Origin of the sequence: Nocardioides sp. YIM 152588 (assembly GCF_040191335.1) — a bacterium.
Classification (GTDB): domain Bacteria; phylum Actinomycetota; class Actinomycetes; order Propionibacteriales; family Nocardioidaceae; genus Nocardioides.
The window spans coordinates 1-26,584 of sequence record NZ_JBEGDJ010000057.1 but is presented as its reverse complement, the minus strand read 5'-3'; the positions used below and the strand labels follow the sequence as shown (position 1 = coordinate 26,584).

28 protein-coding genes, 1 tRNA gene and 1 pseudogene are annotated in these 26,584 nt (G+C 73.3%); 8 read left to right on the top strand and 22 right to left on the bottom strand.

Going from position 1 to position 26,584, the window contains the following annotated elements; translation table 11 throughout:
* The 3 genes and pseudogenes from ABLM29_RS19160 to sigE all read right to left on the bottom strand — a co-directional run.
* Positions 1-436: pseudogene (locus tag ABLM29_RS19160) on the bottom strand (hypothetical protein); the annotation flags it as partial.
* A gap of 67 nt (positions 437-503) precedes the next feature.
* A complete protein-coding gene (locus ABLM29_RS19155) occupies positions 504-989 on the bottom strand; it encodes an anti-sigma factor family protein (RefSeq protein WP_349716135.1) in 486 nt (161 codons plus the stop codon).
* Positions 986-1,582: an RNA polymerase sigma factor SigE gene (gene sigE, locus ABLM29_RS19150; RefSeq protein ID WP_502889278.1), complete on the bottom strand. Its 597-nt coding sequence runs from the start codon at positions 1,580-1,582 to the stop codon at positions 986-988. Before sigE ends, ABLM29_RS19155 begins: the two co-directional genes overlap by 4 nt.
* A 186-nt stretch (positions 1,583-1,768) precedes the next feature.
* Between sigE and ABLM29_RS19145 the strand changes: the two genes are divergently transcribed.
* Positions 1,769-2,425: an O-methyltransferase gene (locus ABLM29_RS19145; RefSeq protein WP_349716134.1), complete on the top strand. Its 657-nt coding sequence runs from the start codon at positions 1,769-1,771 to the stop codon at positions 2,423-2,425.
* A 144-nt stretch (positions 2,426-2,569) separates the two neighbouring features.
* On the opposite strand, the gene ABLM29_RS19140 is transcribed toward ABLM29_RS19145, so the two are convergent.
* The 5 genes from ABLM29_RS19140 to dapE are packed head-to-tail and all read right to left on the bottom strand — an operon-like array spanning position 2,570 to position 6,580.
* Positions 2,570-4,144 (bottom strand): leucyl aminopeptidase family protein, encoded by a 1,575-nt coding sequence (locus ABLM29_RS19140; RefSeq protein ID WP_349716133.1) that lies wholly within the window; start codon positions 4,142-4,144, stop codon positions 2,570-2,572.
* Complete coding sequence (locus ABLM29_RS19135) at positions 4,141-4,308, bottom strand: DUF3117 domain-containing protein (protein WP_136594384.1); 168 nt, start codon at positions 4,306-4,308, stop codon at positions 4,141-4,143. Before ABLM29_RS19135 ends, ABLM29_RS19140 begins: the two co-directional genes overlap by 4 nt.
* 58 nt (positions 4,309-4,366) lie before the next feature.
* Complete coding sequence (locus ABLM29_RS19130) at positions 4,367-4,732, bottom strand: DivIVA domain-containing protein (protein ID WP_349716132.1); 366 nt, start codon at positions 4,730-4,732, stop codon at positions 4,367-4,369.
* A gap of 19 nt (positions 4,733-4,751) precedes the next feature.
* Positions 4,752-5,480 carry an LOG family protein gene (locus ABLM29_RS19125; protein ID WP_349716131.1) on the bottom strand — a complete coding sequence of 243 codons (729 nt, stop codon included), beginning with the start codon at positions 5,478-5,480 and terminating at the stop codon, positions 4,752-4,754.
* Positions 5,477-6,580, bottom strand: coding sequence for a succinyl-diaminopimelate desuccinylase (dapE, locus tag ABLM29_RS19120; RefSeq protein ID WP_349716138.1), 1,104 nt, complete (start codon positions 6,578-6,580; stop codon positions 5,477-5,479). The genes ABLM29_RS19125 and dapE overlap by 4 nt, the downstream gene beginning before the upstream one ends.
* Before the next feature lie 107 nt (positions 6,581-6,687).
* Between dapE and ABLM29_RS19115 the strand changes: the two genes are divergently transcribed.
* The gene (locus ABLM29_RS19115) at positions 6,688-7,533 is read left to right on the top strand and encodes an LLM class F420-dependent oxidoreductase (protein WP_349716130.1); all 846 of its coding nucleotides are present in this window, start codon (positions 6,688-6,690) and stop codon (positions 7,531-7,533) included.
* Between the two features lie 107 nt (positions 7,534-7,640).
* Here the strand turns inward: ABLM29_RS19115 and ileS are convergent, their stop codons facing one another.
* Complete coding sequence (gene ileS, locus ABLM29_RS19110; protein ID WP_349716129.1) at positions 7,641-10,943, bottom strand: isoleucine--tRNA ligase; 3,303 nt, start codon at positions 10,941-10,943, stop codon at positions 7,641-7,643.
* Between the two features lie 298 nt (positions 10,944-11,241).
* Entirely contained in the window at positions 11,242-11,646 is a 405-nt protein-coding gene (locus ABLM29_RS19105; protein ID WP_349716128.1) for a cupin domain-containing protein, read from the bottom strand.
* Positions 11,647-11,732: 86 nt separating this feature from the next.
* On the opposite strand from ABLM29_RS19105, the gene ABLM29_RS19100 reads away from it, so the two are divergent.
* The 4 genes from ABLM29_RS19100 to ABLM29_RS19085 all read left to right on the top strand — a co-directional run bounded on the left by ABLM29_RS19100 (position 11,733) and on the right by ABLM29_RS19085 (position 15,159).
* Positions 11,733-12,269: a DinB family protein gene (locus ABLM29_RS19100; RefSeq protein ID WP_349716137.1), complete on the top strand. Its 537-nt coding sequence runs from the start codon at positions 11,733-11,735 to the stop codon at positions 12,267-12,269.
* A gap of 68 nt (positions 12,270-12,337) precedes the next feature.
* Positions 12,338-13,126, top strand: a complete 789-nt coding sequence (locus ABLM29_RS19095) for an acyl-CoA thioesterase (RefSeq protein ID WP_349716127.1) — start codon at positions 12,338-12,340, stop codon at positions 13,124-13,126.
* A gap of 68 nt (positions 13,127-13,194) precedes the next feature.
* The gene (gene dapD, locus ABLM29_RS19090) at positions 13,195-14,133 is read left to right on the top strand and encodes a 2,3,4,5-tetrahydropyridine-2,6-dicarboxylate N-succinyltransferase (RefSeq protein ID WP_349716126.1); all 939 of its coding nucleotides are present in this window, start codon (positions 13,195-13,197) and stop codon (positions 14,131-14,133) included.
* Positions 14,134-14,199: 66 nt separating this feature from the next.
* Positions 14,200-15,159: a VldE C-terminal domain-containing protein gene (locus ABLM29_RS19085; protein WP_349716125.1), complete on the top strand. Its 960-nt coding sequence runs from the start codon at positions 14,200-14,202 to the stop codon at positions 15,157-15,159.
* Between the two features lie 31 nt (positions 15,160-15,190).
* Here ABLM29_RS19085 and dapC read toward each other — a convergent pair whose 3' ends face one another.
* On the bottom strand, positions 15,191-16,312 hold the full coding sequence (dapC, locus tag ABLM29_RS19080) for a succinyldiaminopimelate transaminase (RefSeq protein ID WP_349716124.1): 1,122 nt from the start codon (positions 16,310-16,312) through the stop codon (positions 15,191-15,193).
* 7 nt (positions 16,313-16,319) lie between these two features.
* Complete coding sequence (gene fdxA, locus ABLM29_RS19075) at positions 16,320-16,646, bottom strand: ferredoxin (RefSeq protein WP_349716123.1); 327 nt, start codon at positions 16,644-16,646, stop codon at positions 16,320-16,322.
* A 107-nt stretch (positions 16,647-16,753) separates the two neighbouring features.
* On the opposite strand from fdxA, the gene ABLM29_RS19070 reads away from it, so the two are divergent.
* On the top strand, positions 16,754-17,704 hold the full coding sequence (locus ABLM29_RS19070) for a GNAT family N-acetyltransferase (protein ID WP_349716122.1): 951 nt from the start codon (positions 16,754-16,756) through the stop codon (positions 17,702-17,704).
* 94 nt (positions 17,705-17,798) lie between these two features.
* Here the strand turns inward: ABLM29_RS19070 and ABLM29_RS19065 are convergent, their stop codons facing one another.
* Together ABLM29_RS19065 and ABLM29_RS19060 are read right to left on the bottom strand one after the other, a co-directional pair.
* Positions 17,799-18,293, bottom strand: coding sequence for a GNAT family N-acetyltransferase (locus ABLM29_RS19065; protein WP_349716121.1), 495 nt, complete (start codon positions 18,291-18,293; stop codon positions 17,799-17,801).
* A gap of 37 nt (positions 18,294-18,330) precedes the next feature.
* On the bottom strand, positions 18,331-19,728 hold the full coding sequence (locus tag ABLM29_RS19060) for a cystathionine beta-synthase (RefSeq protein ID WP_349716120.1): 1,398 nt from the start codon (positions 19,726-19,728) through the stop codon (positions 18,331-18,333).
* Between the two features lie 119 nt (positions 19,729-19,847).
* Between ABLM29_RS19060 and ABLM29_RS19055 the strand changes: the two genes are divergently transcribed.
* Positions 19,848-20,945, top strand: a complete 1,098-nt coding sequence (locus ABLM29_RS19055; RefSeq protein ID WP_349716118.1) for an SGNH/GDSL hydrolase family protein — start codon at positions 19,848-19,850, stop codon at positions 20,943-20,945.
* A gap of 517 nt (positions 20,946-21,462) precedes the next feature.
* On the opposite strand, the gene ABLM29_RS19050 is transcribed toward ABLM29_RS19055, so the two are convergent.
* The 8 genes from ABLM29_RS19050 to ABLM29_RS19015 all read right to left on the bottom strand — a co-directional run.
* Entirely contained in the window at positions 21,463-22,308 is an 846-nt protein-coding gene (locus ABLM29_RS19050) for a Bax inhibitor-1/YccA family protein (protein ID WP_349716117.1), read from the bottom strand.
* 138 nt (positions 22,309-22,446) lie between these two features.
* Entirely contained in the window at positions 22,447-23,139 is a 693-nt protein-coding gene (locus ABLM29_RS19045; protein WP_349716116.1) for an SAM-dependent methyltransferase, read from the bottom strand.
* Positions 23,140-23,205: 66 nt separating this feature from the next.
* A tRNA-Leu gene (locus ABLM29_RS19040) sits at positions 23,206-23,279 on the bottom strand.
* 59 nt (positions 23,280-23,338) lie between these two features.
* A complete protein-coding gene (gene def / locus ABLM29_RS19035; protein ID WP_349716115.1) occupies positions 23,339-23,926 on the bottom strand; it encodes a peptide deformylase in 588 nt (195 codons plus the stop codon).
* Positions 23,923-24,447: a glycine cleavage system transcriptional repressor gene (locus ABLM29_RS19030; RefSeq protein WP_349716114.1), complete on the bottom strand. Its 525-nt coding sequence runs from the start codon at positions 24,445-24,447 to the stop codon at positions 23,923-23,925. Before ABLM29_RS19030 ends, def begins: the two co-directional genes overlap by 4 nt.
* Positions 24,448-24,596: 149 nt before the next feature.
* Positions 24,597-25,532 carry a Ppx/GppA phosphatase family protein gene (locus ABLM29_RS19025; protein WP_349716113.1) on the bottom strand — a complete coding sequence of 312 codons (936 nt, stop codon included), beginning with the start codon at positions 25,530-25,532 and terminating at the stop codon, positions 24,597-24,599.
* Between the two features lies 1 nt (position 25,533).
* Complete coding sequence (locus ABLM29_RS19020; RefSeq protein WP_349716136.1) at positions 25,534-26,055, bottom strand: DUF501 domain-containing protein; 522 nt, start codon at positions 26,053-26,055, stop codon at positions 25,534-25,536.
* Positions 26,056-26,075: 20 nt separating this feature from the next.
* Positions 26,076-26,584, bottom strand: a 509-nt coding sequence (locus tag ABLM29_RS19015; protein ID WP_349716112.1) for an FtsB family cell division protein, incomplete at its 5' end; no start/stop codon positions are given.

The window sequence follows — 26,584 nt, the reverse complement described above, 5'->3', positions numbered from 1 at the left end:
CCGGCCCCGGCTTCGACCTCCACGCCGCCACCGCCCACCTGCGCGCGACCATGCCGGCCGCGCTGGTGCCGCGGCTGGCCGTCGTCGACGACATCCCGACGCGGACCTCCGCGGCGGGCGGCGGGGGCGGCGGCGCGTCCGCGTGGCCGAGGGGGCGCGACTCCGCCGCCGGCGGCGCCCACCCCTGGGAGGCGACGGCCGAGAGCGGCGCGGTCTCGTCCAGGCCCGCGCCGGTCGGCGCCGTACCCGGCTCGGGCTCGTTCGCGGCCTCGCCCGACTCGTCCGGCGCCTGGTCCGGCGCCTGGTCCGACGCCTGGTCCGACGCCTGGTCCGTCTCCCGGTCCGTCTCCTGGTCCCGCTCGCGAACCTGGCTCGGTTCGGGGGTCGGCTCGGAGTTCGGCTCGGGAGTCGGGTCGTCGCGCTGCTCGTCCGTCACGGTGGACATCATGTCCGATGGGCCGCGACGGCGGGCACGTCCCTCGACCTCCGGGACCCCGACGGACTCAGCGGAAGGGCAACCACACCGGTACGTCGGCCGCCGGCGTCCGGGGACCCTGCAGCGACGCCGGGCGGCTGGACGGGGTGCCGGTCGGCTTGACCGTGTTGATCTGGGAGGCCGGTGGGCGGCGCTCGGCGGCACCGCCGGGGAGGGCGCCGAAGGCGAGGGCGCCCAGCATCGCGGCACTCAGCGCGCCGCCGCCGACCAGTGCGATCCCGGCGGCCACGCCGCGGCGGTGCTCGTCGGCCGCCGACGCGGCGAGGAACTCCTCGCCCGGCGTCAGGCTCATCAGCGAGCCCTTCAGCGACGACGGGGTCGCGTCCGGGTCGCCGCAGAGCCCGGCGAGGCGGGTCTTGACCCAGCCCTCGCGCTCCACGAGGTCGCGGCAGGCGTGGCAGGTGTAGACGTGGGCCCAGGCGTCCTCGGCCTCCGCGGGGGTCATCTGCCCGTCGAGCAGCGCGCTCACCCGCGGGCCGAGGTGACCGATCACGCGGTGCCGCCCTGGACGAGCTCGGACCCGCGCCCGGCGTACCGGGTGCGGCCGTCGACGGGCGCGCGGTGCGCGAGCGCGGAGCGCAGCAGGGCACGGCCGCGGTGGATCCGGGACCGGATGGTGCCGAGCTTGGCACCCATGATCTCCGCGATCTCCTCGTAGCTGAGGCCCTCGATGTCACAGAGGACGACCGCGGCGCGGAAGTCCGGCGGCAGCGCGGCCAGCGCGCTCTCCACGTCGTCGTCGAACATCCGGTCCGCGAACAGGTCGTCCGGGACGCCCGTGGCGCTGGTCAGCCGCGCGGCCCGCTCGTCGGAGAGCGCGTCGAAGCGGATCCGCTGCTTGCGGCGGGCCTGGTCGAGGAAGAGGTTGGTGGTGATCCGGTGCAGCCAGCCCTCGAACGTGCCGGGGGTGTAGGTGTGCAGCGAGCGGAACACCCGCACGAAGACCTCCTGGGTGAGGTCCTCGGCGTCGTGCCGGTCACCGGTGAGCCGGAAAGCGAGGCGGTAGACCCGGTCGGTGTGCTGCTCGACGATCTCCTGCCACGCGGGCGCGGTCCACTCCTGGTCCGGACTCGCCTGCTGCGTCATCGCCGAACTCCCCCTCCGCTTCGATCGTGCCAACCCCGACTGCTCCTTCACGCTAGACACCGCACCTGAGGTTTCCCTGTGAAAGGACCAACGACCGGCCCTCACTGCTTGTTCCTGCTTGTTCCTGCCCCCGCCGACACACCGAGCGTGACGGGGTCCACTGCCGCCAAGCCCTAGGCTGTGGCCGTGGCCGTGACACCGATCAACGCGAGCAGCTGGACCTACGCCGAGACCTACGTCGCCGAGGACGAGGTGATCGCCGCCGCCCGGGCCCGCGCCGAGGAGGTCGGCGTGGCCCCGGTCGGCAACGGCGCCGGCGCCGCCCTGCGCCTGCTGGCGGCCGTCCTGGAGGCGCGCGCCGTGGTCGAGATCGGCACCGGCACCGGCGTGTCCGGGCTCTGGCTGCTGCGCGGCATGCGCGCCGACGGCGTACTGACCACCGTCGACGTGGAGACCGAGCACCAGCGCCTGGCGCGGGAGAGCTTCAAGGACGACGGGATCGCACCGCAGCGGGTCCGCACGATCGCCGGTGCGGCGTTGGACGTGCTGCCCCGGCTCACCGACGGCCACTACGACCTGGTCTTCGCCGACGGCGACAAGCGCGAGTACGGCGCCTACCTGACCGAGGCGCTGCGACTGCTGCGCCCCGGCGGCGTGGTGGCCTTCGACAACGCGCTCTGGCACGACCGCGTCGCCGACCCGGCGCAGCGCGACGAGCAGACCGTCGCCATCCGCGACCTGGTCACCCTCGTCGAGGCGACCGACGGCCTCGTCCCGGCACTGCTGCCGGTCGGCGACGGCCTGCTGGTCGCGAAGAAGGTCTGGGTGCCCGAGGGCGACTGACCCTCGCGGGCCGCCGGCCGGTCGCCGACCGCTGAGGTGGGTAGTCCCTGACGAAAAGCACCGCCGATCGGCGGTTTCGGGTGCTTTTCGTCAGGGACTACCCGCGCACAGGCCGTCAGGTCCGGCCACGACAGCGTGCTGGGGTCAGCCGATCCCGTCGGTGGGCGCCTCGGTGCCGAGCCAGGTGAGCAGGGCCCGGGCGCCGAAGCCGGACGGTCCGACCGTCCACTCGTGCCACTCCTTCTCGACGTCGCCGACGGAGGCGATGTCGAGGTGGGCCCACGGCACGTCGCCGACGAAGCGCTGCAGGAACAGCGCGGCCATGATGGCGCCCGGTCCGCCCGGGGCGTTGTCGGCGTCCGCGACCTTCGAGGCCAGCTTGTCCCCGTAGCCCGCGAACAGCGGGAGCCGCCAGAGCGGCTCGCCGGCGCGCTCGCCGGCGCCGCCGAGTCGCTCCGCCAGCACGTCGTCGGTGGCGAACAGCCCGGCGACCTGCTGGCCGAGGGCGACCTTCGCGGCCCCCGTCAGGGTGGCCACGTCGACGATCACCGCCGGGTCCAGCTCGGCGACGGCGTACGCCAGCGCGTCGGCCAGCACCAGCCGCCCCTCGGCGTCGGTGTTGGTCACCTCGCTGGTGCGCCCGCCCCAGTGCTTGACCACGTCGCCGGGGCGCAGCGCGCCGCCGGAGACCGCGTTCTCGGCCGCCGGGACCAGCCCGACGACCCGCACCGGGCAGCCCACGTCGGCGAGCGCGGCCATGGTGGAGAGCACGACGGCCCCGCCGGTCATGTCGCGCTTCATCGAGACCATGCTCTGGCCGGGCTTGAGGCTCAGGCCCCCGGAGTCGAAGGTGATCCCCTTGCCCACCAGCACCACGGTGGGCAGCTTCTTCGCCGCACGCGCGGAGACGCCGGCGGGCGTGTAGTCGAGGCGGATCAGCCGGGGCGGCGAGTCGGACGCCTGGCCGACGCCCACGATGCCGCCGAACCCCTCGGCGGCGAGCTCGTCGGCGTCCCAGACGCGGCAGGTCAGGTCGCTCGCGGCGGCCATCTCCTCGGCCTGCTCGGCGAGCCAGGCCGGGTTCTTGAGGTTGGACGGCACGGTGGCCAGCTGTCGGGCCCGCCAGCCGGCGCCGCCGACGGCGACGGCGCGGGCCACGGAGGCACGCCCCGCCTCCACGCCGGCCTCGACGCCGGCACCCATCGCGAGCACGACCTTCCGGACGGGCCGGGTCTGGGGACCGCCGGAGCGCCAGTGGAAGCCGAACGAGCCGAGCATCGTGCCGACCACGAACGCCTCGAGGCCGTGCTCGGCGTCCTCGGCGACCGCGGGCACCGAGGCGGCAACCGCCTCGCGGTCCTTGACCGCCTTGGCCAGGGCGGCGCCGGCGCGGCGCAGCTCGGTGGGGGCGCCGGACCCGACGCCCACGAGGACGACCAGCCGCAGCGCGGGGTTGGCCGGGCTGCCGTCCGGCACCGCGACCGTGGCGGTCTCGCCCACCGCACCGGTCATCCGGTGCAGCTCCGCGATCCCGACCAGGTCCAGGTCGAGCAGGTCCGCGACGTCGGCCGCGCCGGGGCCGAGGGTCGGCCCGTCGTCGCCGCTCCCGGTGAGCACCGGGAGGGCGACGACGTCGACGCCGACGATGGCCGCGGGCAGGTGATCGCTGAGCGCGAACTCCGGCGGCGCGACCTGGGGCGGCAGAGTGGTTCGGGTCACCCGACCACGTTCTTGAGGGCCTCGCCGAGTGCGCCGGCCTCCTCGGCGTTGAGCTCGACCACCAGTCGACCGCCGCCCTCGAGCGGGACACGCATCACGATGCCGCGACCTTCCTTGGTGACCTCGAGCGGACCGTCTCCGGTCCGCGGCTTCATCGCCGCCATGCGGCACCCCTTTTCCATCCGTACTGGGCAGGTCTGCTGCCACGAGTCAGCGTGACCATTATCGCTTATCGGTCCTGGCGCGCGCAGGGACCCAGGGGAACCGCCTCGGCCGCCGCGGCTCCCCGGCGCCGGTCGCCTCCTCGACGCGGTCGGCGGCGGCGCTCGCCCCCGCCGCCTCGGCCGCCTCCCGCTCGGCGGCGAGACGCTCCAGGAGCGCGTCGACCTCCGACATCCGGTAGCCACGGAACGCCAGCGAGAAGCGCACCCGACGCAGGTCCTCGGCCCCGAGCGGGCGGCCCTCCGGCACCAGGGCGTCCGGCCGGTCGTCGTACGCCGGCTGCATCGGCTCGCCGCGCCCGGCGGCGAGCAGCGCGATCACGCCCATCGCCAGCACGATCAGCACGGCGAAGACCCACATCATCATCGGACCGGCTCCCGCCCGCTCATCGGTGCCGGTCGCGGGCGGCGACCATCAGCGCCACCGCCTCGTCGACGTCGTCGGTCAGGGTCAGCATGTCCAGGTCCGACTGCTTGATCCGGGCGTCCTCCAGCATCGAGCCGCGCATCCAGTCGAGCAGGCCGGTCCAGTGCTCGACGCCCATCAGCACGATCGGGAACTGCGTGATCTTGAGCGTCTGGGCCAGCGTCATCGCCTCGAAGAGCTCGTCGAGGGTGCCGATGCCACCGGGCAGGACGACGTACCCCTGGGAGTACTTGACGAACATCATCTTGCGGACGAAGAAGTACCGGAAGTTGAGCCCGAAGGTCACGTAGTCGTTGAGCCGCGCCTCGAACGGCAGCTCGATGCCGAGGCCGATGCTCTGCCCGCCGGCCTCGGTGGCGCCCTTGTTGGCCGCCTCCATCGCGCCCGGGCCGCCGCCGGTGATCACGGTGAAGCCGGCCTCGACCAGCGCCGCGCCGACCTCGACGCCGAGCCGGTAGCCGAGGTGGTCGGGCTTGATCCGCGCCGACCCGAAGACCGAGATCGCGGGCCCGACCTCGGCGAGGTCGTTGAACCCCTCGACGAACTCCGCCTGCATCTTCAGCACGCGCCACGGATCGGTGTGCACCCAGTCGGTGTCACCCCGGCTGTCCAGCAGCCGCTGGTCGGTGGTGGAGCCCGCCGGGCGGCCCTTGGTCGGGCGCGGGCCGGGGCCGGAACGTCGGGTCATGCGGTGTCCCCCTCGTCGGTCGGGTCGCCCGCGCGCCCCTCCAGCCAGGCGCGCAGCTTCTGCTCGCACCGCTCGATCTGCTCGACCGGCACGTGTTCCTCCTGCTTGTGCGCCAGCATCGGGTCACCGGGGCCGTAGTTCACGGCAGGCACGCCGAGGACGGTGAACCGGGCGACGTCGGTCCACCCGAACTTCGGGTTCACCACGCCGCCGACGGCGTCGATGAAGGCCCGCGCCGCCGGCCGGTCCAGCCCCGGCAGGGCGCCGGGCGCGGTGTCGGTCAGCGTGACGTCGTACGGCGCGAAGAAGTCGGTGACGAAGGCGAGCGCCTCGTCCTCGGTGCGGTCGGGCGCGAAGCGGTGGTTCACCTCGACCACGCACTCGTCGGGCAGCACGTTGCCGGCGACGCCGCCGCGGATGAAGACGGCGTTGAGCCCCTCGTGGTACTCCAGGCCGTCGATCACCGGGCGCCGCGGCTCGTACTCGCTCAGCCGGACCAGTACGTCGGCGGCGCCATGGATCGCGTTCACCCCGCGCCACGCGCGCGCCGAGTGGGCCCGCTCGCCGCGGGTGCGGACCTCGACCCGCAGGGTGCCCTGGCAGCCCGCCTCGACGACCGCGTTCGAGGGCTCCATGAGCACCGCGAAGTCGGCCTCGAGCAGCTCCGGGTCGGACTCGCTGAGCAGGCGCAGCCCGTTGAACGCGGCGTCGATCTCCTCGGCCTCGTAGAGCACGAAGGTGAGGTCGTGCACCGGCTCGGTGACGGTCGCGGCGAGACGGAGGATGACCGCGTCGCCGCCCTTCATGTCGCAGGTGCCCAGTCCGTGCAGCAGGCCCGTCCCCTCGTCCAGGCGGCTCGGCAGGTTGTCGTTGACCGGCACGGTGTCCAGGTGCCCGGCGAGCACCACCCGCGAGGGCCGGCCGAGCTCGGTGCGGGCGACGACGGTGTTCCCGCGCCGCACGACGCTCAGGTGCGGGAGGGCCCGCAGGGCCGACTCGACGGCGTCGGCGATGGCCTCCTCGTCGCGGGAGACCGACTCGATGTCGACCAGCTGGCGGGTGAGGGTGACCGCGTCCGCGGTCAGGTCGAGGAGCTGCACGTCGGTTGGCACGCGCCCCAGTCAATCAGGCGGTGCGAGCGGAGCCGCGCGGACCGAACCAGACAGGTGTCTAGAACGTGTTCTATTTCTGGGCTAGTCTGCCGGGCATGCGCAACGGCATCGTCCTCTTCACGTCCGACCGCGGCATCGCGCCGGCGGCCCTCGCCCGGGCCGCCGAGGAGCGCGGGTTCGACACCCTCTACGTCCCCGAGCACACCCACATCCCGGTGCGCCGGGACGCGGCCCACCCGACCGGCGGCGACGAGCTCCCCGACGACCGCTACCTGCGCACCCTCGATCCCTGGGTCTCGCTGGCGACCGCGGCCGCGGTGACCACCCGGATCGGCCTGTCCACGGCGGTCGCGCTGCCGGTGGAGTCGGACCCGATCACGCTGGCCAAGACGATCGCGACGCTGGACCACCTCTCGGGCGGCCGGGTCACCATCGGTGCCGGGTTCGGCTGGAACACCGACGAGCTCTCCGACCACCACGTGCCGGCGGCGAAGCGCCGCACGGTGCTCAAGGAGTACCTGGAGGCGATGCGGGCGCTGTGGACCGAGGAGGAGGCGGCGTACGACGGCGAGTTCGTCTCCTTCGGCCCCTCCTGGGCCTACCCGAAGCCCCCGCAGGGCCGGGTGCCGGTGATCATCGGCGCCGGCGGCGGGCCGAAGACCATGAAGTGGATCGCGGCGCACGCCGACGGCTGGATGACCACGCCGATCGAGACCGACATCGCCGAGAAGGCCGCCCTCCTCCGCAAGGAGTGGGCCGAGGCCGGCCGCGACGGCGCCCCCGACGTCCGGGTCCTCGTCGCCAAGAAGCCGGCGCCCGAGGACTTCGCGGACTGGGCCGCCGCCGAGGCCGGCGAGCTCATCTGGGGCGTCCCGGACGCCGACGAGGCGACCGTCTACGCGTACCTCGACAAGCTCGCCGGGCGCCTCGACCTCAGCTGACCTCCGCTGGTTGAGGCGCGAGGAGCGCTAGCGACGAGCCTCGAAACCAAGGAGCTGAGTGCCTTGGCTTCGAGGCTCGCTTCGCTCGCACCTCAACCAGCGGCAGGTCAGGCGCGCTCGAGGTCGAGCACCGCGGTCTCGCCGTCGCCGACGGTGACCGAGGTACCGGCCACGTGGCCTCCGTCCTCGACCGAGTACGACGTCGCCAGGGTCTCCCCCGCGATCAGCCCCTCGTGCGTGGTGGCCGCCGCGGCGACCGCGTGCGAGCCGCCGATGGTGAGCGTGATCCGGTCGGTCACCTCCAGGCCCGCGTCGCGGCGCGCCTGCTGCACCGCGCGGACCAGGTCGCGGGCGATGCCCTCCTCGGCCAGCTCGGGGGTGACGGTGGTGTCGAGCACGACGAAGCCGCCGCCGGGCAGCATCCCGGTCGCGGCGCCCTCGGCGGCCGAGCCGACGACGGTCTCCAGGCTGTACTCGCCCTCGACCAGCGCCAGGCCGCCGGAGGTGACGGTGCCGTCCTCGGCCACGGACCAGTCGCCGGACTTCGAGCCCTTGATCGCGGCCTGGACGTCCTTGCCCAGGCGCGGGCCGGCGGCGCGGGCGTTGACGGTGAGCTTCTGCTCGACGCCGTACCCGGCCGCCTCCTCGGAGTCGGCGGCGACCAGGCGGACCGCCTTGACGTTGACCTCGTCGGCGATGATGTCGGCGAACCGCTCCAGCGCCGCCGGGTCGTCGACGACCACGGTCAGCGTCGCCAGCGGCAGCCGGTTGCGCAGCTTGGCGGCCTTGCGCAGCGCGGAGGTCGAGGAGCAGACCTCGCGGGTCTGGTCCATCGCCGCCACCAGGGCGTGGTCGTCGGCGCTGCCGGGCAGCGCCGACACGTCCGGCCAGTCGGCCAGGTGCACCGAGCGGCCGCCGGTGAGCCCGCGCCAGATCTCCTCGGTGACCAGCGGCAGCAGCGGGGCCACCGCGCGGCACACGACGTCGAGCACCGCGGCGAGGGTCTCGAACGCCTCCGGCTTGCCCTCCCAGAACCGCTCGCGGGAGCGGCGCACGTACCAGTTGGTCAGCACGTCGAGGTAGGAGCGCGTGGTCTCGCAGGCGTCCGCGATGGCGTAGGCGTCGAGCTCGCCGGTCAGCTTCTCGACGTACTGCCGGGTCTTGGCCAGCAGGTAGTGGTCGAGCGGGTCCTCGGAGTCGGTGCGCCCGGTCGCCTCGTAGTGCTCGGCGTTGGCGTAGAGCGCGAAGAAGTACCAGGTGTTCCAGAGCGGGATCATCACCTGGCGCACCGCGTCGCGGATGCCCTGCTCGGTGACCACGAGGTTGCCGCCGCGCAGGATCGGCGAGGCCATCAGGAACCAGCGCATCGCGTCGGCGCCGTCGCGGTGGAAGACCTCCGAGACGTCGGGGTAGTTGCGCAGCGACTTCGACATCTTCTCGCCGTCGGAGCCGAGCACGATGCCGTGGCTGATGCAGGAGGAGAACGCCGGCTTGTCGAAGAGCGCCGTGGCCAGCACGTGCAGCGTGTAGAACCAGCCGCGGGTCTGGCCGATGTACTCGACGATGAAGTCGGCCGGGAAGTGCGCCTCCTTCGAGCCGTCCTCCGTGCCGGCGAACCACTCGGCGTTCTCGAACGGGTAGTGCGCCTGCGCGAAGCTCATCGAGCCGGAGTCGAACCACACGTCGAGCACGTCGGTGACGCGGCGCATCGTCGACGTCCCCGTCGGGTCGTCGGGGTTGGGCCGGGTCAGCTCGTCGACCCACGGGCGGTGCAGGTCGCGCTCACCCTTGTCGTTGAGCGGCAGCCGGCCGAAGTCGCGCTCGATCTCCTCGAAGGAGCCGTAGACGTCGATCCGGGGGTACGCCGGGTCGTCGGACTTCCACACCGGCACCGGGCTGCCCCAGAACCGGTTGCGGGTGATCGACCAGTCGCGGGCGTTGCCGACCCACTTGCCGAACTGGCCGTCCTTGATGTGCTCGGGCACCCAGCGGATCTGCTGGTTGAGCTCGGCCATCCGGTCCTTGAACGCGGTGACCTCGACGAACCAGGAGGAGACGCCCTTGTAGATCAGCGGCTGCCGGCAGCGCCAGCAGTGCGGGTAGGAGTGCGCGTAGGACTCGCGGCGCAGCAGCACCGTGCCCGGGCTGACCGCGCCGGTCTCCCCGGAGCCCTTCGTCGTGTGCTTGAGGTGGTCGATGATGTGCGGGTTGGCGTCGAAGACCAGCATCCCGGCGTACTCGTCGACGGGCGCGGTGAACCGGCCGTCCTTGCCGACGGGCATGACCGCCTCGATGCCCTCGCGGTCGGTCACCTCCTTGTCGACCTCACCGAAGGCGCCGGCGGTGTGCACGACGCCCGTACCGTCGGTGGTGGTGACCGCGTCGTCGGCGGCGACCACGCGGAAGGCGTTCTCGTGGCCCGCGTAGTAGGAGAACGGCGGGGTGTAGGTGCGGCCCACCAGGTCCGCGCCCTGGTAGGTGCCGAGCACGGTGAGCTCGCCGTCCTCGTCCGCCAGCTCCCGCGCGTACGCCGACAGCCGGGCCTCGGCGAGCACGAACCGGCCGCGGGTCTCGGTGCCGGGGACGACGGCCTCGACGACGACGTAGTCGATGTCGGAGCCGACCATGACGGCGAGGTTGGAGGGCAGGGTCCAGGGCGTGGTGGTCCAGATCAGGATCCGGGCGCCGTCGAGGACCGGGTCCGTACCCAGGTCGTCCAGGGTGTAGCCGACGGTGACCGCGGGGTCGTTGACGTCCTTGTAGACGTCGTCGTCCATCCGCAGCTCGTGGTTGGACAGCGGGGTCTCGTCGTTCCAGCAGTAGGGCAGGACGCGGAATCCCTCGTAGATGAGGCCCTTGTCGAAGAGGCTCTTGAAGGCCCACAGCACCGACTCCATGAACTCGGGGTTCATGGTCTTGTAGTCGTTGTCGAAGTCGACCCAGCGCGCCTGGCGGGTGACGTACTCGCGCCACTCGTCGGCGTACTTGAGCACCGAGGCGCGGCAGGCGTCGTTGAACTTGTCGATGCCCATCTCGACGATCTCGTCGGTGGTCTTGATGCCGTTGAGGCGCATCGCCTCGAGCTCGGCGGGCAGGCCGTGGGTGTCCCAGCCGAAGCGGCGCTCCACGCGCTTGCCGCGCATGGTCTGGTAGCGCGGCACGATGTCCTTGACGTAGCCGGTCAGCAGGTGGCCGTAGTGCGGCAGGCCGTTGGCGAACGGCGGGCCGTCGTAGAAGACGAACTCGTTCTCGCCGCGCTCGCCGGGGTCGCGCTGCTCGACGCTGGCGCGGAAGGTGTCGTCCTCGGCCCAGTAGGCGAGCACCCGCTCCTCGATCTCCGGGAAGCGCGGGGAGCTCGGGACGGCGCCCTGGCCGTCGTGCGAGTGGGTGGTGACCTTCGGATAGGTCATGGCTCTGAGGTCTCCTGGGAGTGGCGGTGGTGGTGAGCTCGGCTGTGCAACCACAGGGACGATCCGAGGACCGCGGTACCACCCCGCTTGCCGCCCCGCGGATCGCGGGTCGGCCACTCGTACTCGGCTGTGACGGGCCTGCCCCGTCCGGTTCTACTGGGCCCTCCCCCGGCGCGGGGCGGCTGTTCTTCCGGAGGCTCGCCGCTGATGACGGCTCGAGCGCCTGTGGGTCACAGCGTACGGCTCCCGCGGGTGGGCCTGCCAATCGGTTCTCGTCGGGGCGCGGCAGACCCGGCACTCAGGCGAGCTCGAAGTCGGCGAAGTCGAACCCGGGCGACACCAGGCAGCTCACGAGCGCGTCCTCCTCCCCCGGCAGCGTCCGCTGCCACACCCCGGCCGGTACCTGGACCTGGCGCCGGTCCGGACCGAGGACCGCTCGTCCGGTGGTCGCCGGAACGTCACCGTCGCCGCCGAGCTCGAGCACCACCTCACCGGTGTGGGCGAGCCAGATCTCGTCGGACGCCACCCGGTGCCACGCCGAGGCGTCGCCGGCGGGCAGGAGGAAGTAGATCAGGGTCGCCGTCGGGCGGACCCGGCCGTCCGGCAGCGCGACCGTCGTCGGCGCCACCCACGTCTGGCGGAACCACCCGCCCTCGGGATGGGGTGCGAGGTCGAGCTGGGCGGCGAGCTCCGGGCGATCCATGCGGGCAACCTAGCGCCGAGCAGGTTCGCGTCCGACAGCTCTTGCCAGCGGGCACCCGCGCACCGTTGGCTGTCCGGGTGAGCCAGATGTGGGTGGAGCGCGACGAGGACCCGCGGGTCCAGGAGAGCCCGGTGGGCGAGCTCGCGACGTACCGCGAGTACCTGACGAACTACCGGCTGACGCTGGAGATGAAGTGCGACGGGCTGCCCGTCGAGGACCTCGCCCGGCGCTCGGTGCCGCCGAGCACGATGAGTCTCCTCGGCCTGGTCCGGCACATGGCGTGGGTCGAGCAGCTCTGGTTCCGCAACGCCCTGCAGGGCCAGGAGACCCAGCGCCTGTACGACGACGGGGACGCCGGCTTCGCGGAGCTGACCGCGACGGGTGCCGACCTGGTGGCGGCCTGGCACGACGCGTGGGACACGTGGCAGGCCGAGATCGACGCCGCCGACGACTGGCTGGACGCCCGGGACGACGCGGGCCTGGGCGAGGTGGTGAGCTACCACGGCGGGGCGGAGACCGCGAGCGTCCGGGAGATCCTGGTGCACCTGATCGAGGAGTACGCCCGCCACTGCGGGCACGCCGACCTGCTGCGCGAGGCGATCGACGGCCGCCGGGGCCAGTAGGGCGTCGGCGAGGCGCCAGTGACCGGACCCGCCCGACGGGTGTCGGTGGGGGCGGGCAGGATGACCCCGTGGCTTACCTCCTCGACGAAGCGGTGGCGTGCGAGCCGCTGGGCGACGGCGTCCAGCGGGTCGACCTGACCACCGACTGGAACACCGCCAACGGCACGCCCAACGGCGGCTACATCCTCGCCGTGCTCCAGCACGCGGCGATGCAGGACGCGGCGCACCCGGACCCGCTGAGCATCGCGGTCACCTACTTCCGCCCGGCGACGGCCGGCCCGGCCGACGTGCACGTGCGCGAGGTCCGCGTGGGCCGTCGCGTGTCGACGTACGACGCGATCCTCGTGCAGAACGGCAAGGAGATCGCGCACGCGGTGCTGAGCACCCACGACTGGGACAAGACCGGGTCGATCGAGCACACCCCGCACGCCGCGCCGGAGACCCCGGGCCCGCTGGAGTGCACGGAGTCCCCCGCGTTCCCCGCGGGGTTCATGCCGATCCTGGACCGCTACACCTACCGGTCGACCTACCAGCCGGGCTGGCTGCGGGGCGAGCCGTCGGGCAGGACCGAGGTGCTCGCCTGGATCCGCGCCGCCGACGAGCGGCCCGTCGACGCCCTGCTGGCCGGGGCGATGGTCGACGCCTTCTTCCCCGCCACCGCCGAGATCGGCCACGTCGCCTCCTCGACCATCCAGCTCACCGTCCACTACCGGCGCCGCCCCGAGTCGCTCTGGGCGCTCGGCCACGTGGTCGCCCGGCACGTCATCGCCGGCTACCACGACGAGGACGTGGAGCTGTGGGACGAGCAGGGCCGCCTGATCGCGCAGAGCCGCCAGCTGGCGATCCTGGCGGAGTAGCCGCAGCGGGTCCCGTCGGCCGCGCCCGCGTCCGGGCGGCCTCCGGCGCCCCCGTAGACTCACCTCCCGTGACCCGCTCCGCCTGGGCCTTCGGCCTCACCACGTACGCGTCCGACGACTCGGTGCTCGACACCTGGTTCCCGAACCCGGCTCTCGGCGAGGCGCCGGTGGGCGCGATCGCGCCGAAGGACCTGGTCGCGCTGGGCGGCAGCGACGCGGTGCGTCGCGTGGAGCGCCAGGTCTCCCTGGTGCAGATCGACCTGGACCGGGCGCCGCGGACCACGCAGGACGTGTGGCTGCGGCTGCACCTGCTCTCCGCGCGGCTGGTGCGCCCCCACGAGATCAACCTCGACGGCGTCTTCGGCCTGCTCACCAACGTGGTGTGGACCAGCGCCGGCCCGTGCGCGGTCGACGGGTTCGAGATGACCCGCGCCCGCCTGCAGGCCGCCGGCCACCACGTCACCGTGTACGGCGTCGACAAGTTCCCGCGGATGGTCGACTACGTCCTCCCCGCCGGCGTCCGCATCGCCGACGCCGACCGGGTCCGCCTCGGCGCGCACCTGGCCGAGGGCACCACGGTCATGCACGAGGGCTTCGTGAACTTCAACGCCGGCACGCTCGGCACCTCGATGGTCGAGGGCCGGATCTCGGCCGGCGTCGTGGTCGGCGACGGCAGCGACGTGGGCGGCGGCGCCTCGATCATGGGCACGCTGTCCGGGGGCGGCAAGGAGGTCATCGCGATCGGCGAGCGCTGCCTGCTGGGCGCGAACGCCGGCGTCGGGATCTCGCTGGGCGACGACTGCGTCGTCGAGGCCGGCTGCTACGTCACCGCCGGCACCAAGGTCACCGTGCTCGAGCCCGGCCAGGAGGCCCGCGTGGTCAAGGCCCGCGAGCTCTCCGGCGCCAGCAACGTGCTGTTCCGCCGCAACTCCGTCTCCGGCGCCATCGAGGCCGTGCCGTGGCAGGGCGAGGGCATCGCCCTCAACGCCGCGCTGCACGCCAACTGAGCAGCACCCCGCCGGCGGCCTCGTGAGCGTCGACGTGCGTCACCAGCGACCCCCGACACTGGACTGATGCGCAGGGGAACGGGCGCGATCGCCTTCGGGCTGGTCGTGCTGGCGATGATCGCCGTGATCGGGGTCGCGGTCCTGCGCGTCACCGACCAGCTCGGCCTGGGCCCCGACGGCGACTGCAACGTCGAGGTCGACGCGCACGAGGTGGAGCTCAACCGCGAGCAGGCGGAGAACGCCACGCTGATCGCCGCGATCGCGATCGAGCGCGCGCTGCCCGCCCGCGCCGTCTCGATCGCCCTGGCCACCGCCTACCAGGAGTCGAAGCTCGAGAACATCGAGCACGGCGACCGCGACTCGATCGGCCTGTTCCAGCAGCGGCCGTCCCAGGGCTGGGGCACCGAGGAGCAGATCCTCGACCCCGTCTACTCCACCAACGCCTTCTACGACGCGCTGGTCAAGGTCGACGGCTACGAGGGCATGGAGATCACCGACGCCGCCCAGGAGGTGCAGCGTTCGGCGTTCCCCCGCGCGTACGCCGACCACGAGCAGGACGCCCGGGCGCTGGCCTCGGCGCTGACCGGCTACTCCCAGGCCGCGTTCAGCTGCGACCTGTCGGGCGGCGCGCCCACCGCGGACGCCGACCTGCGGCCGAGCGGGCTCACCCCCCGCGCCAACCAGGTCCGCCTCGACCTGCTCGAGCGGTTCGGCACGCTGTCGCTCGGCGGTTTCCAGCGGGGCGGTGTCTCCACCGGTCACATGGAGGGCTCGGCCCACTACGACGGCCGCGCGATCGACATCTTCTTCCGCCCGATCTCCGAGCAGAGCAAGGTCGACGGCTGGGCGGTCGCCCACTACCTCGTCGGCAACGCCTCACGCCTCGACATCCGCACCGTCATCTACGACGGCCGGATCTGGCGGGCCGGCCAGGACGGCTGGCGCGACTACAACGCCCCGGACGGGCCGGGCGACCCCGAGATCCTCGAGCACCGCGACCACGTCCACGTCGACGTCTTCCGCTGAGCCAGCATCCAGGCCGGCGGCGCGGGGCCGGTCAGGCGGTGAGGCGGGCGACGGCGGCGTCGATCCGCTCGTCGGTCGCGGTGAACGCGACCCGCACGTGGTGGCTGCCGGCGGTGCCGTAGAAGGCCCCGGGCGCGACCAGGATGCCGCGCGCGGCCATCTCCTCGACCAGCTCCCAGCAGTCGGGGCCCTGCGGCCCGCGGGTGGCCCACAGGTAGAGCGACGCCTCGGAGTGGTCGATGGTGAAGCCGGCCGCCAGCAGCGCGGCGCGCAGCCGCTCCCGCCGTACGGCGTAGCGCTGGTGCTGCTCGGCGACGTGGGCGTCGTCGGTCAGCGCGGCGACCATCGCGGCCTGCTGCGGGGCCGGCATCTGCAGGCCCAGGTTCTTGCGGACCGCCAGCAGCTCGGCGACGACCGCGGCGTCACCGGCGACGAAGGCGCACCGGTAGCCGGCGAGGTTGGAGCGCTTCGACAATGAGTGCACGGCCAGGATGCCCTCGGTGCTGCCGCCGCAGATGTCGGGGTGCAGGACCGAGTAGGCCTCGCCCTCCCAGACGCAGTCCAGGTAGCACTCGTCGCTGACCAGCAGCACGCCCCGCTCGCGGCACCAGTCCACGACCTTCTTCAGGTGCGCCGGGGGCAGCACGCGGCCGGTCGGGTTGGACGGGCTGTTGAGCCACAGCAGCCGCGGCGTGCGCGGGCCGAGCGCGGTCAGCGCGTCGGTGGCGACCGCGTCGGCGCCGACCAGCGCCGCCCCTACCTCGTACGTCGGGTAGGCCAGCTCCGGGTAGACGACCAGGTCGCCCTCCCCGATGCCCAGGTGCAGCGCCAGGGAGCCGATCATCTCCTTGGAGCCGATCAGCGGGAGCACCTGGTCGACGCCGAGGCCCGTGACGCCGTGGCAGCGGGCGAACCAGTCGACGACCGCCTGGCGGGTCTCGACGCGGCCGATCGTCAGCGGGTAGCCCGGCGCGTCGGCGGCCGCCCGCAGGGCGTCCTGGACGACCTGCGGCGTCGGGTCGACAGGCGTGCCGACCGAGAGGTCGACGATGCCGTCAGGATGGGCCTGTGCCTTCTCCTTGACCGGGGTCAGCTTGTCCCAGGGGAAGTCCGGCAGGCGTCCCGAGACGCCGAGGTAACGCTGCGTGCTCAACGACTGCTCAGTGGTCCTGGTTCTGCGGCTCGAGGGCGGCGACGAACGTCGCGTCGTGGTCGATCTCGCCCATCTTGGCGGCGCCGCCGGGCGAGCCCAGGTCGTCGAAGAACTTCACGTTGGCGTCGTAGTAGTCCTTCCACTCCTCCGGCACGTCGTCCTCGTAGAAGATCGCCTCGACCGGGCAGACCGGCTCGCAGGCGCCGCAGTCGACGCACTCGTCGGGGTGGATGTAGAGCATCCGCTTGCCCTCGTAGATGCAGTCAACCGGGCACTCGTCGACACACGCACGGTCCTTCACGTCGACGCAGGGCTGGGAGATGATGTAGGTCATCGGTTCCTCCTTGGACGGTTGCGCTGCGGGCCGCGGGCGGTCGCTCACGTACTGAGTCGGTCGGCCACGAATGTCCTTCGTGCCTCGGGCAACTCTAGTATCCCGGCGTGGCCAACGAGCAGGGACACCACGATCCGGGCAGGCACCTTCTCGGCCCGCACGTCGTCGGGCGGCGGGTGGTGGTCCGTCGGCTGGTGCGCGGCGAGACCGGGCCGACCGGCGGCCCGGCGATGACGGACCTGCTCGGCGAGTGCGTCGCGTGGGGCGACGGGGTGGCCGTCGTACGGCCCGAGACCGGGCCCGCCGTGGAGATCCCGATCGGCGACATCGTCTCCGGCAAGCCGGTCCCGCCGCGACCGTCGGTGCGGCACCGCGTCTCCGTCGCCGACGCCGAGGCGCGGGTCGCGGGGCTGTGGCCGGGGCTGGAGACCGTCGCCCTGGGCGCGTGGGTGCTGCGCTCGGACCCGGCGCCGGTCGGGCGCCCGCGCCGGCGCGCGAACTCCTGCCTGGCCGTCGGCGACCCGGGCCTCGCCCCGGCCGACGCGGCCGAGGCGATCCGCGCGTTCTACGCCGAGCGCGACCGCCCGGCGCTGGCCCACGTCGAGGTCGGCTCGGACGAGGAGGCCGCACTGGCGGGAGCCGGCTGGCGCCCGCTCGGCGACGGCGACGCGGAGTACCGGCTGGCGTCCGTCGCCCGGGTCCGCCGCGCGCTGGGGCGCCCCGAGCGCGAGGCCGACCTCAGCGTCGGCGGTGCGACCGCGACGGCCTCGATCGGCGACGGGTGCGACCCGGTCGCCGAGGGACGGGCCACCCTGGACGGCGACTGGCTGGCGCTGCACGACCTGGCCGTCGACCCGGCGCACCGGCGGCGCGGTCTGGCCACGGCCGTGGTGGCGGCGCTCCTGGAGTGGGGCGCCGAACGCGGCGCGACCACCGCGTGGCTGCACGTCGAGAGCGACAACGACGCCGGCCGGGCGCTCTACGACGCGCTCGGGTTCGTCCCTCACCACACGATGCGCTACCTGACGCGCTCGTATGAATCACCGGTCGACAGGTGATTCATGCGCTTGACAGGCATTGCAACGCCTGTCCAGCGCGGGAATCACCGGCCGACCGGTGATTCCCGCGCCGCAGAGTGACGGCGCCGAGCCGTCACTCGGCCAGCGCGCGCAGCTCCTCCCCGACCAGCCGGTACGTCGTCCAGCCGCTCATCGGGCGGCCGCCGAGGTGCTCGTAGAACTCGATCGACGGCGTGTTCCAGTCCAGGACCACCCACTCCAGGCGCTCGTAGCCGCGGGCCACGACGATCGCGGCCAGCGCGGTGAAGAACGCCTTGCCGAACCCGCGGCCGCGGTGCTCCTCCTCGACGAAGAGGTCCTCCAGGTAGGCGCCGGGCACGCCGGTCCAGGTGGAGTACGACCGGTACCACAGGGCCATCCCGACGACCCGGCCGTCGAACTCGGCGACCAGCGCCTCGGCGACCGCGTCCGGGCCGAAGAGCCAGGTGTCGAGCTTCTCCTCGGTGTTCACCACCGCGTCCGGGTCGCGCTCGTACGCCGCGAGCGCGTGGATCAGCCGCAGGAGGTCGGGTACGTCGTCGGGGCCGGCGACGCGGATCCCGTCGGGCAGCGCAGGGGTCGAGTCCACGCCCGCCATCCTGCCGGGTCCGGCGCCCGGTCGCGGGTCAGCCGCGCGCGAGGAACGCCAGCAGGTCCTGGCGGGTGAGCACCCCGACCGGCTTGCCGTCCTCGTGCACCAGCACCGCGTCGGCCTTCTCCAGCAGCGCCACCGCCGCGGGCGCCGGCTCGGTGGAGCCGATGGTCGGCAGCGGCGGCGACAGGTGCTGCTCGACGGCGTCGGCGAGCTTCGCCTCGCCGGCGTAGAGCGCGTCGAGCAGGGCCCGCTCGGAGACCGAGCCGGCCACCTCGGCGGCCACGATCGGGGGCTCCGCGCGCACCACGGGCATCTGGGAGACGCCGTACTCCTGGAGGATGTGGATCGCCTCGGCGATGGTCTCGTTCGGGTGGGTGTGCACCAGCGCCGGCAGGGTGCCGCTCTTGCCGCGCAGCACCTCCCCCACGGTCCGCGACTCCGAGGGCACCCCGGTGTCGAAGCCGTACTGGGCCAGCCACTCGTCGTTGAAGACCTTGCTCAGGTAGCCGCGGCCGGAGTCGGGCAGCAGCACCACGATGACGGCGTCGGTCCGCCCCTCCGCGGCCAGCTCGGCGGCGAGCTGCCGGGCGGCGTACGCGGCCATCCCGGAGGAGCCGCCGACGAGCATCTGCTCCTCGCGGGCGAGCCGGCGGGTGAAGGCGAAGGAGTCGGCGTCGGAGACCTCGATGATCCGGTCGGCGACGTCGCGGTCGTAGGTCTCGGGCCAGAAGTCCTCGCCGACGCCCTCGACCAGGTAGGGGCGGCCGGTGCCGCCGGAGTAGACCGAGCCGGCCGGGTCGGCGCCGACGACCTGGACCCCCGGGTCCTGCTCCTTGAGGTAGCGGCCGATGCCCGAGATCGTGCCGCCGGTGCCGACGCCGCAGACGAAGTGGGTGATCCGCCCCTCGGTCTGGCGCCAGATCTCCGGGCCGGTGGTCTCGTAGTGCGAGAGCGGGTTGTGCGGGTTGGAGTACTGGTCGGGCTTCCAGGCGCCCGGCTCGGAGGCCAGCCGGTCGGAGACGTTGTAGTAGGAGTCGGGGTGCTCGGGGGCGACCGCGGTCGGGCAGACCACGACCTCGGCGCCGTACGCGCGCAGCACGTTGCGCTTGTCCTCGCTCACCTTGTCGGGGCAGACGAAGACGCAGCGGTAGCCCTTCTGCTGGGCGACCATCGCCAGCCCGACCCCGGTGTTGCCGGAGGTCGGCTCCACGATCGTGCCGCCCGGCCGCAGCTCTCCGGAGGCCTCGGCGGCCTCGATCATCCGCGTCGCGATCCGGTCCTTCACCGAGCCGCCGGGGTTGAGGTACTCCACCTTGGCGAGCACCAGCGGGCCGTCCTCGGCCGCTCCCTCGGGGAGGTCGAGGCTGCGTCGCAGCCGCACCAGCGGGGTGTTGCCGATCAGGTCCAGCAGCGAGTCGACGTACTCCATGGGGCTCACCGTATGCCCCGGCGGAGGGCCGCGCGACGGGGGTGACCGGTCGCACGCCGTGCGGCGTGTGGCCATCCGCCGGAGACCTCGAGGAAACATCTCGTCCGTACACTCACCGCGTGAGTAAGGCAGCCGCAGCACGCAAGCTCGCCGCCGCCGCCCTCTACGGTGGCGGCGGCCTGTCCGCCCTGGGCGCGGGGCTCTACGGGGTCCTGACCGCCGAGGCCAAGCTGGCCCGCAGGATCATCGGGCCGACGCTGGAGGAACCGCCTCCGGATGCCACCGGCTGGTACGGGCGGGGTCGCCCGGGACCGGCCATCCGGCTCGCCCTGCTGGGTGACTCCAGCGCCGCCGGCTACGGCGTGGAGCGGGTAGAGGAGACGCCCGGCGCGATGGTCGCCAGCGGCCTCGCGGAGTACGCCGACCGCCGGGTCTACCTGCGCGAGTTCTGCGTCGTCGGCGCGAAGTCCTCCGACCTGGCCGCCCAGGTCGACCGGGCGCTGCTCATCGAGCCCGAGGTCGCGGTCATCCTGATCGGCGGCAACGACGTCACCCACACGGTGCTGCCGTCGCAGTCGGTGCGCCACCTCTCCGAGGGCGTGCGCCGCCTGGTGGCCGCCGGGTGCGAGGTCGTCGTCGGCACGTGCCCCGACCTGGGCACGATCCAGCCGATCGCGCCCCCGCTGCGCCAGATCGCGCGCACCTGGTCGCGCCGGATCGCGGCCGCGCAGACGATCGCGGTGCTGGAGGAGGGCGGCCGGACGGTCTCCCTCGGCTCCATCCTCGGCCCCGAGTTCGCGGCCGCGCCGGCGCTGCTGTTCGGCCCCGACCAGTTCCACCCGTCCGCCGCGGGCTACCGCGCGCTGGCCAACGTGCTGATCCCGTCGGCGCTGGCCGCGCTCGGCGAGGTCCCCGACCACGAGGCCGTCCTGGAGGCCTACCGCGGCGAGGCGGTCCTCCCGATCACGCGGGCCGCCGTCCAGGCCGTCAACGAGCCCGGCACGGAGCTGGACGGCACCGAGATCGCCGGCCGGCGCACCGGCGTACGGGGCCTGTGGGTCGAGCTGCGGCACCGCCGCCGCCGCGCCCAGATCCCCGGAGAGGCCCCCGACGACGCGGACGCGCAGAACGGCGTCGAGGAGCCGACCAACATCGACTCGCGCAGCGGGTTCGAGGCGGGCCCGAGCAGCGGCGAGGCGGCCCAGGCCAGCGGCTGAGGCGCGAGTCGGCACAAGCTCACGCCAGCGCCCGCGAGTCGCCAGGAACTTTCTGCCGACTCGCGATCGTCGGTGGGGACGACGAAGGGCCCACCCGGTGTGACCGGGTGGGCCCTTCGCATGCAGTCAGCTCAGCGCCCGCCGTCTGCCGCCGCGGGGAACGCGGAGCGAGGGCCGGGAGGGAGCGCAGCGACCGGACGGCACGAGCGGAGCTTCTCCGCGCGCAGACGCCGTGAGACGCCAGACGGCCTCGCGGCGAGGAAACCTCGACCGCGAGGCCGGCAGCGCGGCCGAGCGCAGCGAGAGACGCGCTCGGCCCATCCCAGGACGCGCCGTCTGCGGCCGCGGGGAACGCGGAGCGAGGGCCGGGAGGGAGCGCAGCGACCGGACGGCACGAGCGGAGCTTCTCCGCGCGCAGACGCCGTGAGACGCCAGACGGCCTCGCGGCGAGGAAACCTCGACCGCGAGGCCGGCAGCGCGGCCGAGCGCAGCGAGAGACGCGCTCGGCCCATCCAAACTAGTCTTGCTGGAGGATCGCCAGGATGCGGAGCAGGTTGGTGTAGATCCAGACCAGGCTCACCAGCAGGGCGAACGAGGCGCGCCACGACTCGTGCGCCGGCAGGCCGTTGCGGATGCCCTGCTCGATGAAGTCGAAGTCCAGGATCAGCATGAAGACACCGAGCGCGAGGCCGGCGAGCGAGAAGAGCAGGCCGAGGCCGCTGAACTCGTAGAGGCCGAGCTGCGCGCCGAAGATGCTGAGCACGATCTCCATCAGGCTCAGCGCGACCATGCCGAACATCGCCGCGATGACGAAGGTGCGGAACTTCTGGCCGACCTTGATGTTGAAGAACTTGTACGCCGCCAGGGTGCCGGCGAACGCGGCGAAGGTGCCGATCACGGCCTGCATCACGATGCCACCGGGGGTGGTCGTGTCGTAGAAGATCGCGTCGTACATCTTGCTGATGCCGCCCAGGGCGACACCCTCGGCGACCGCGAACGCGATGACCAGGCCGGGGCTGATCACCTTCTTGAAGGAGTTGACCATCGACAGCACGAAGGCCAGGCCGGAGCCGATCAGCACGGCCGCGGTCAGCGGGCCGAGGGCCGACGAGTCGGTGACGTCCGGGGTCATCAGCCAGGTCGCCGTGGCGGCGATCAGGACCACGCCGAGGGTGATGGCAGTCGACTGGACGACGGTGTCGATCGTCATCCGGCCGGTCTTCTGGACGGGCGGCGCGCCGAAGCCGGCGGGCTCGCCGTAGCCCTCGTAAGCGACTCCGTTGCCCTGGTAGGTGGTGTTCCCGTAGCCGTTGCTGCGGTTGAACTCCTCCGACCGGCGGAACACCGGGTTGTTGCTCTGCATGGTCTCCTCCGCGGGATTCCTAGTAGATGAGGGCCCCGAGTCTAGGGGGCTGATACCTGAGCAACGTACGGCACCCACCGCTCGTTCCCCGGCGGTTCCGGGTGATCGGCACGGAACCGCGGCGGCCGACGCCCCAGGTCAGCGGCGCCGGAGCCGGACGACCGTGTCGCGGACCTTCATCGGCCCCTCGGGCATCTGCTGCTCGCGGACCGGGGTCTCGGCGACCTCGACCTCCCAGGCCGATCCGTCGGCGTCGGCTCCGAGCGTCGCGAGCACCCGGTCGGGCTCGAAGAGCAGCCCGGGGCCGTGCGGGCGCCGCACGCCGCTGTTGACGTCCTCGGGGTGGTGCGCGGTGACCAGGAGCCGCCCGCCGGGCGCGACCGCGTCGGCGATGCCGGCGTAGATCGGCGCGAAGTCCGGCTCCGGGACGTGCAGGAAGCTGACCGTGACCAGGTCGAAGGTGGCGCCGGGCGCCGGGCGCGGGTCGGCCAGGGCGTCGTACGGCGCCGTGGTGATCCGGTCGGCCACGCCGGCGTCCGCGGCGTGCTCGGCGACCTTGGCCAGCGCGACGGTCGACACGTCGACGGCGGTGACCCGCCAGCCCTGCCGGGCCAGCCAGATCGCGTCGCCGCCCTCGCCGCAGGCCACGTCGAGCGCGGTGCCGGGCTCCAGGTCGGCGGCCTGCTCGACGAGGCGCTGGTTGGGGCGGCCGCTCCAGACGCGGTGCTCGGCCGAGTAGCGCTCGTCCCAGGACTCCGCGCTGAGCAGCTGGCGGAGCTCCTCGAGGGTCTGCCCCTCGTGGTGGGCGTGGTCGTGGTCGTGGTGTGCCATGGCTCCACTCTCCGACTTCACCTCAAGGCGAAGTCAAGCCGCGACACGCACGCCGTCGCCCGGCGGTGCCCCCACTGGGATTCGAACCCAGACTGAAGCGCTTTTAAGACGCCTTCCTCTGCCGGTTGGGACATGGGGGCCGCTCGGCCACGAGCCTGTCAGAACCGTCGTGACCTGTCAGAGACCTGCCGGGGACCGGTCAGAGGTACGTCTGGCGCGGGTGGATCGCGTGCGCGCCGGCGACCCGGTCCAGGAACAGGAACCCGTCGGTGTGGTCGATCTCGTGCTGCAGCGCCCGCGCCTCGAAGGCGTCGGTGGCCACGGTGACGTCCTCGCCCGTGCCGGGGAGCTGGCCGCGCACGGTGATCCGCGAGGGCCGCTTCACGTCGCCGGTGAAGTCGGGCACGCTCATGCAGCCCTCCCGCGCCTTCTCGTTGCGGCTGGAGGCGACCACCTCGGCGTTGCAGAGCGCGAACGTGCCGTGGTGGGAGCGGGTCTTGGGGTGCTCGGAGACGTCGACGCAGAAGACGCGCACGCCGACGCCGACCTGGTTGGCGGCCAGGCCGACGCAGCCGGGGCTGACGCGCATGGTGGCGACCAGGTCGGCGGCCAGCCGCACGATCTCGGGGTCGGTCGGGTCGACGTCGGCGCCGCGGGTCGACAGCACGTCGGCCGGGGCCGTCACGACCTCGCGGAGCGCGCCCTCGACGCCCAGCTCGGCCTCGGTCCAGGCGGCCAGGCGGGCGCTGCCCTCGGCCAGGGCGTCGGCGGTCGGTTCTGCGCTCACAGCTCGTCGGCCTCCACCGGCCGCAGGGAGGCGTGCACGCCGACCCGCTCCGCGGCGGCCTTGATCGCGCCCTCCACGCCCGCCGCGTCGGCGTCGGCGGGCAGGTCGAGCTCGGCGACCAGCAGGTACAGCTCGCCGGCCAAGCGCGTGGTCAGGTCGGTGATGTTGCCGCCGACCGCCGCCACCTGGGCCACCACCTCGGAGACGATGCCGGGTCGGTCGCCGCCGTGCACGGTGAGCACCCACGCGGAGCCCGCCGCCGCCGGCGTCGGCTCGTCGAGCACCGGGCGCACCGAGACGTCGAGGTCGCCGCCGGCGGCCAGCGGCGCCAGCGCCGCCTCGATCCCGGCGCGGTCGGCGTCGCCGCGGCACAGCAGCATCATCGCGAAGTGACCCCGCAGCAGGGTCATCGTCGAGTCCTCGATGTTGAGGCCCAGGCCGGCGAGCCCGGCGGTGGTGTCGGCGATGATGCCCGGGCGGTCGTGCCCGAGGACGGTGACGGCGTGCAGTTCGGTGCTCACCGACGCATCCTCTCAGGCCCCTCCCGTCACGGGGCCGCGCGGCCTCGGCGCGAGACGGTGCCGGCGCCTCCCCGCGTCACATGGATTCTCGTCGGGTCGCGTGCGCGGAACCGACCAGAATCCATGTGACGCGCACCGACCGGCGCGGGTCAGCCGACCATCGACCAGGCGATCCCGTCGAGGATGTCGGTCTCGGCGACCCGGATCTCGTCGAGAGCGACCCGCCGCAGCACGCGGGAGAGGATCAGCGCACCGGCGTCGATCACGTCCGCGCGGCCCGGGTGCATCCACGGCAGCGCGCGCCGCTCGGCCACGGTCATCGCCAGCAGGCGCTCCACCTGGGCGTGCACCTCGGCCACGCGGAGCGCCGCGCCGTCGATCGCGTCGGGGTCGTACGCCGGCAGGTCGAGCACGCCCGCCGCCACCGTCGTGACGGTGCCGGCCACGCCGACCACGCCCGCGGCCGTCGCCGGGTCGACCCCGGCCTCGTCGCGGGCGGCGTCGAGCGCGGCGTCGATGTCGGCGACGCACGCGGCGACCTGCTCGGCGGTGGGCGGGTCGCCGCCGAGGCGGCGCTCGTGCAGGCGGACCGACCCGATGTCCATCGACGCCGCGGCCGCCGGCCCCGCCTCGGGGTCGCCGAGGATCAGCTCGGTGGAGCCGCCGCCGATGTCGATCACCAGCGTCGGGGACCCGAGGCCGCGGCGCCCGCGGGTGGCGCCGGCGAAGGCGAGCCGCGCCTCCTCCTCCCCCGAGAGCACCTCCGGCTCGACGCCCAGCCGAGCCCGGACGCCGGCGGTGAACTCCGCGGCGTTGCCGGCGTCGCGGGTCGCCGAGGTGGCGCAGAACCGCACCCGGGTCGCGCCCTCGCGACGGATCAGCTCGGCGTACTCGTCGAGCGCCCCGAAGGCCCGCTCCAGCGCCTTGGGCGCGAGCACTCCGGTGGCGTCCACGCCCTGACCGAGCCGCACCATCCGCATCTCGCGGACGGTGACGTCCGGGAGGGTGCCGATCAGCAGCTTGATGGTGTTGGTGCCGCAGTCGATCGCGGCGACCGGTGGTTTCGAGGCTCGCTGCGCACGCACCTCAACCATCGGTCGTGGTGGCTTCGGCGGGGTCGACGCACGGCCCCTTCGCCCACCACTCGCCGAGCAGCTCCAGCACCTCGTCGCCGAGCGGGTTGACGCCGGGACCGGCGGCCAGCGCGTGGGCGGCGAGCACGTGCAGGCACTTGACGCGGTCGGGCATGCCGCCGGCGGAGATGCCGTCGATCTCGGGGACGTCGAGCTCGCAGGCGGCGCCGATCGCGGACCGGTCGGCCAGGTAGGACTCGTGCGCGGCGCGGTAGGCCGCGGCGAGCTCGGGGTCGGTACCGAGCCGGTCCTGCATCTCCTTCATCAGCCCGGACGCCTCGAGGGTGCCGATCCGGGAGTTCACCCGCGGGCAGGTCAGGTAGTAGGTGGTCGGGAACGGGGTGCCGTTGGGCAGCCGCGGCTCGGTGACCACGACCGACGGGTTGCCGCACGCGCACCGGTGGCCGACGCCGTGCACGCCGCGCGGGGGCCGCCCGAGCTGCGCGGTGATCACCGCCGCGTCGTCGGCGGAGATCCCCGGGGTGTTGCTCTGGTTCACTGCTGGAGGTCCTCGCTGGGGGCCTTGATGTTCTTCTTCGGAGGGTCCGGGATGCGGGTCGGCGGGTCACCGGCGATCTGCATCGAGTCCCACATGTCGTCGTACCACGCCCGGGTGTCGGACGCGCCGGAGGTGTCCGGGTCGGCGAGCTCCGCGGTGACGTCCAGCGGGTCGCCGTTCTCGTCGACCACCACGTAGGGGGTCTCCCCCCTCGCCACGTAGCCGAAGCGGGCACGGGCCTGCTGGGCGACGAACGCGTCGTCGCTCCACCGCTCCTTCTCCTGCTCGAGCGCGTCGATGGCCTGCTCCCGCTCCGCGATCTGCGCCTGGACGGCGTCGATCTGGCTGCGCTGCTGGAGGTAGGCGCGGAGCGAGGAGGCGTAGGAGACGGCGAGCACCGCGAGCACCAGGACCAGTACGGCGGCGCGCCCGGTGAGCCGCGTCCGCCGCCGCTCCCCGGCCGCGGCGCCCGCGGCGTCGGTCGCCCTGGTCTCCGCGGACCGCT

Excerpts from the sequence above, each read along its gene's own strand:
- sigE (WP_502889278.1), bottom strand. The coding sequence starts at position 1,582 with ATGACGCAGCAGGCGAGTCCGGACCAGGAGTGGACCGCGCCCGCGTGG.
- ABLM29_RS19135 (WP_136594384.1), bottom strand. The coding sequence starts at position 4,308 with ATGGCGGCGATGAAGCCGCGGACCGGAGACGGTCCGCTCGAGGTCACC.
- ABLM29_RS19130 (WP_349716132.1), bottom strand. The coding sequence starts at position 4,732 with ATGATGATGTGGGTCTTCGCCGTGCTGATCGTGCTGGCGATGGGCGTG.
- ABLM29_RS19125 (WP_349716131.1), bottom strand. The coding sequence starts at position 5,480 with ATGACCCGACGTTCCGGCCCCGGCCCGCGCCCGACCAAGGGCCGCCCG.
- ABLM29_RS19115 (WP_349716130.1), top strand. The coding sequence starts at position 6,688 with ATGCGCAACGGCATCGTCCTCTTCACGTCCGACCGCGGCATCGCGCCG.
- ileS (WP_349716129.1), bottom strand. The coding sequence starts at position 10,943 with ATGACCTATCCGAAGGTCACCACCCACTCGCACGACGGCCAGGGCGCC.
- ABLM29_RS19105 (WP_349716128.1), bottom strand. The coding sequence starts at position 11,646 with ATGGATCGCCCGGAGCTCGCCGCCCAGCTCGACCTCGCACCCCATCCC.
- ABLM29_RS19100 (WP_349716137.1), top strand. The coding sequence starts at position 11,733 with ATGTGGGTGGAGCGCGACGAGGACCCGCGGGTCCAGGAGAGCCCGGTG.
- ABLM29_RS19085 (WP_349716125.1), top strand. The coding sequence starts at position 14,200 with ATGCGCAGGGGAACGGGCGCGATCGCCTTCGGGCTGGTCGTGCTGGCG.
- fdxA (WP_349716123.1), bottom strand. The coding sequence starts at position 16,646 with ATGACCTACATCATCTCCCAGCCCTGCGTCGACGTGAAGGACCGTGCG.
- ABLM29_RS19060 (WP_349716120.1), bottom strand. The coding sequence starts at position 19,728 with ATGGAGTACGTCGACTCGCTGCTGGACCTGATCGGCAACACCCCGCTG.
- ABLM29_RS19050 (WP_349716117.1), bottom strand. The coding sequence starts at position 22,308 with ATGCAGAGCAACAACCCGGTGTTCCGCCGGTCGGAGGAGTTCAACCGC.
- ABLM29_RS19045 (WP_349716116.1), bottom strand. The coding sequence starts at position 23,139 with ATGGCACACCACGACCACGACCACGCCCACCACGAGGGGCAGACCCTC.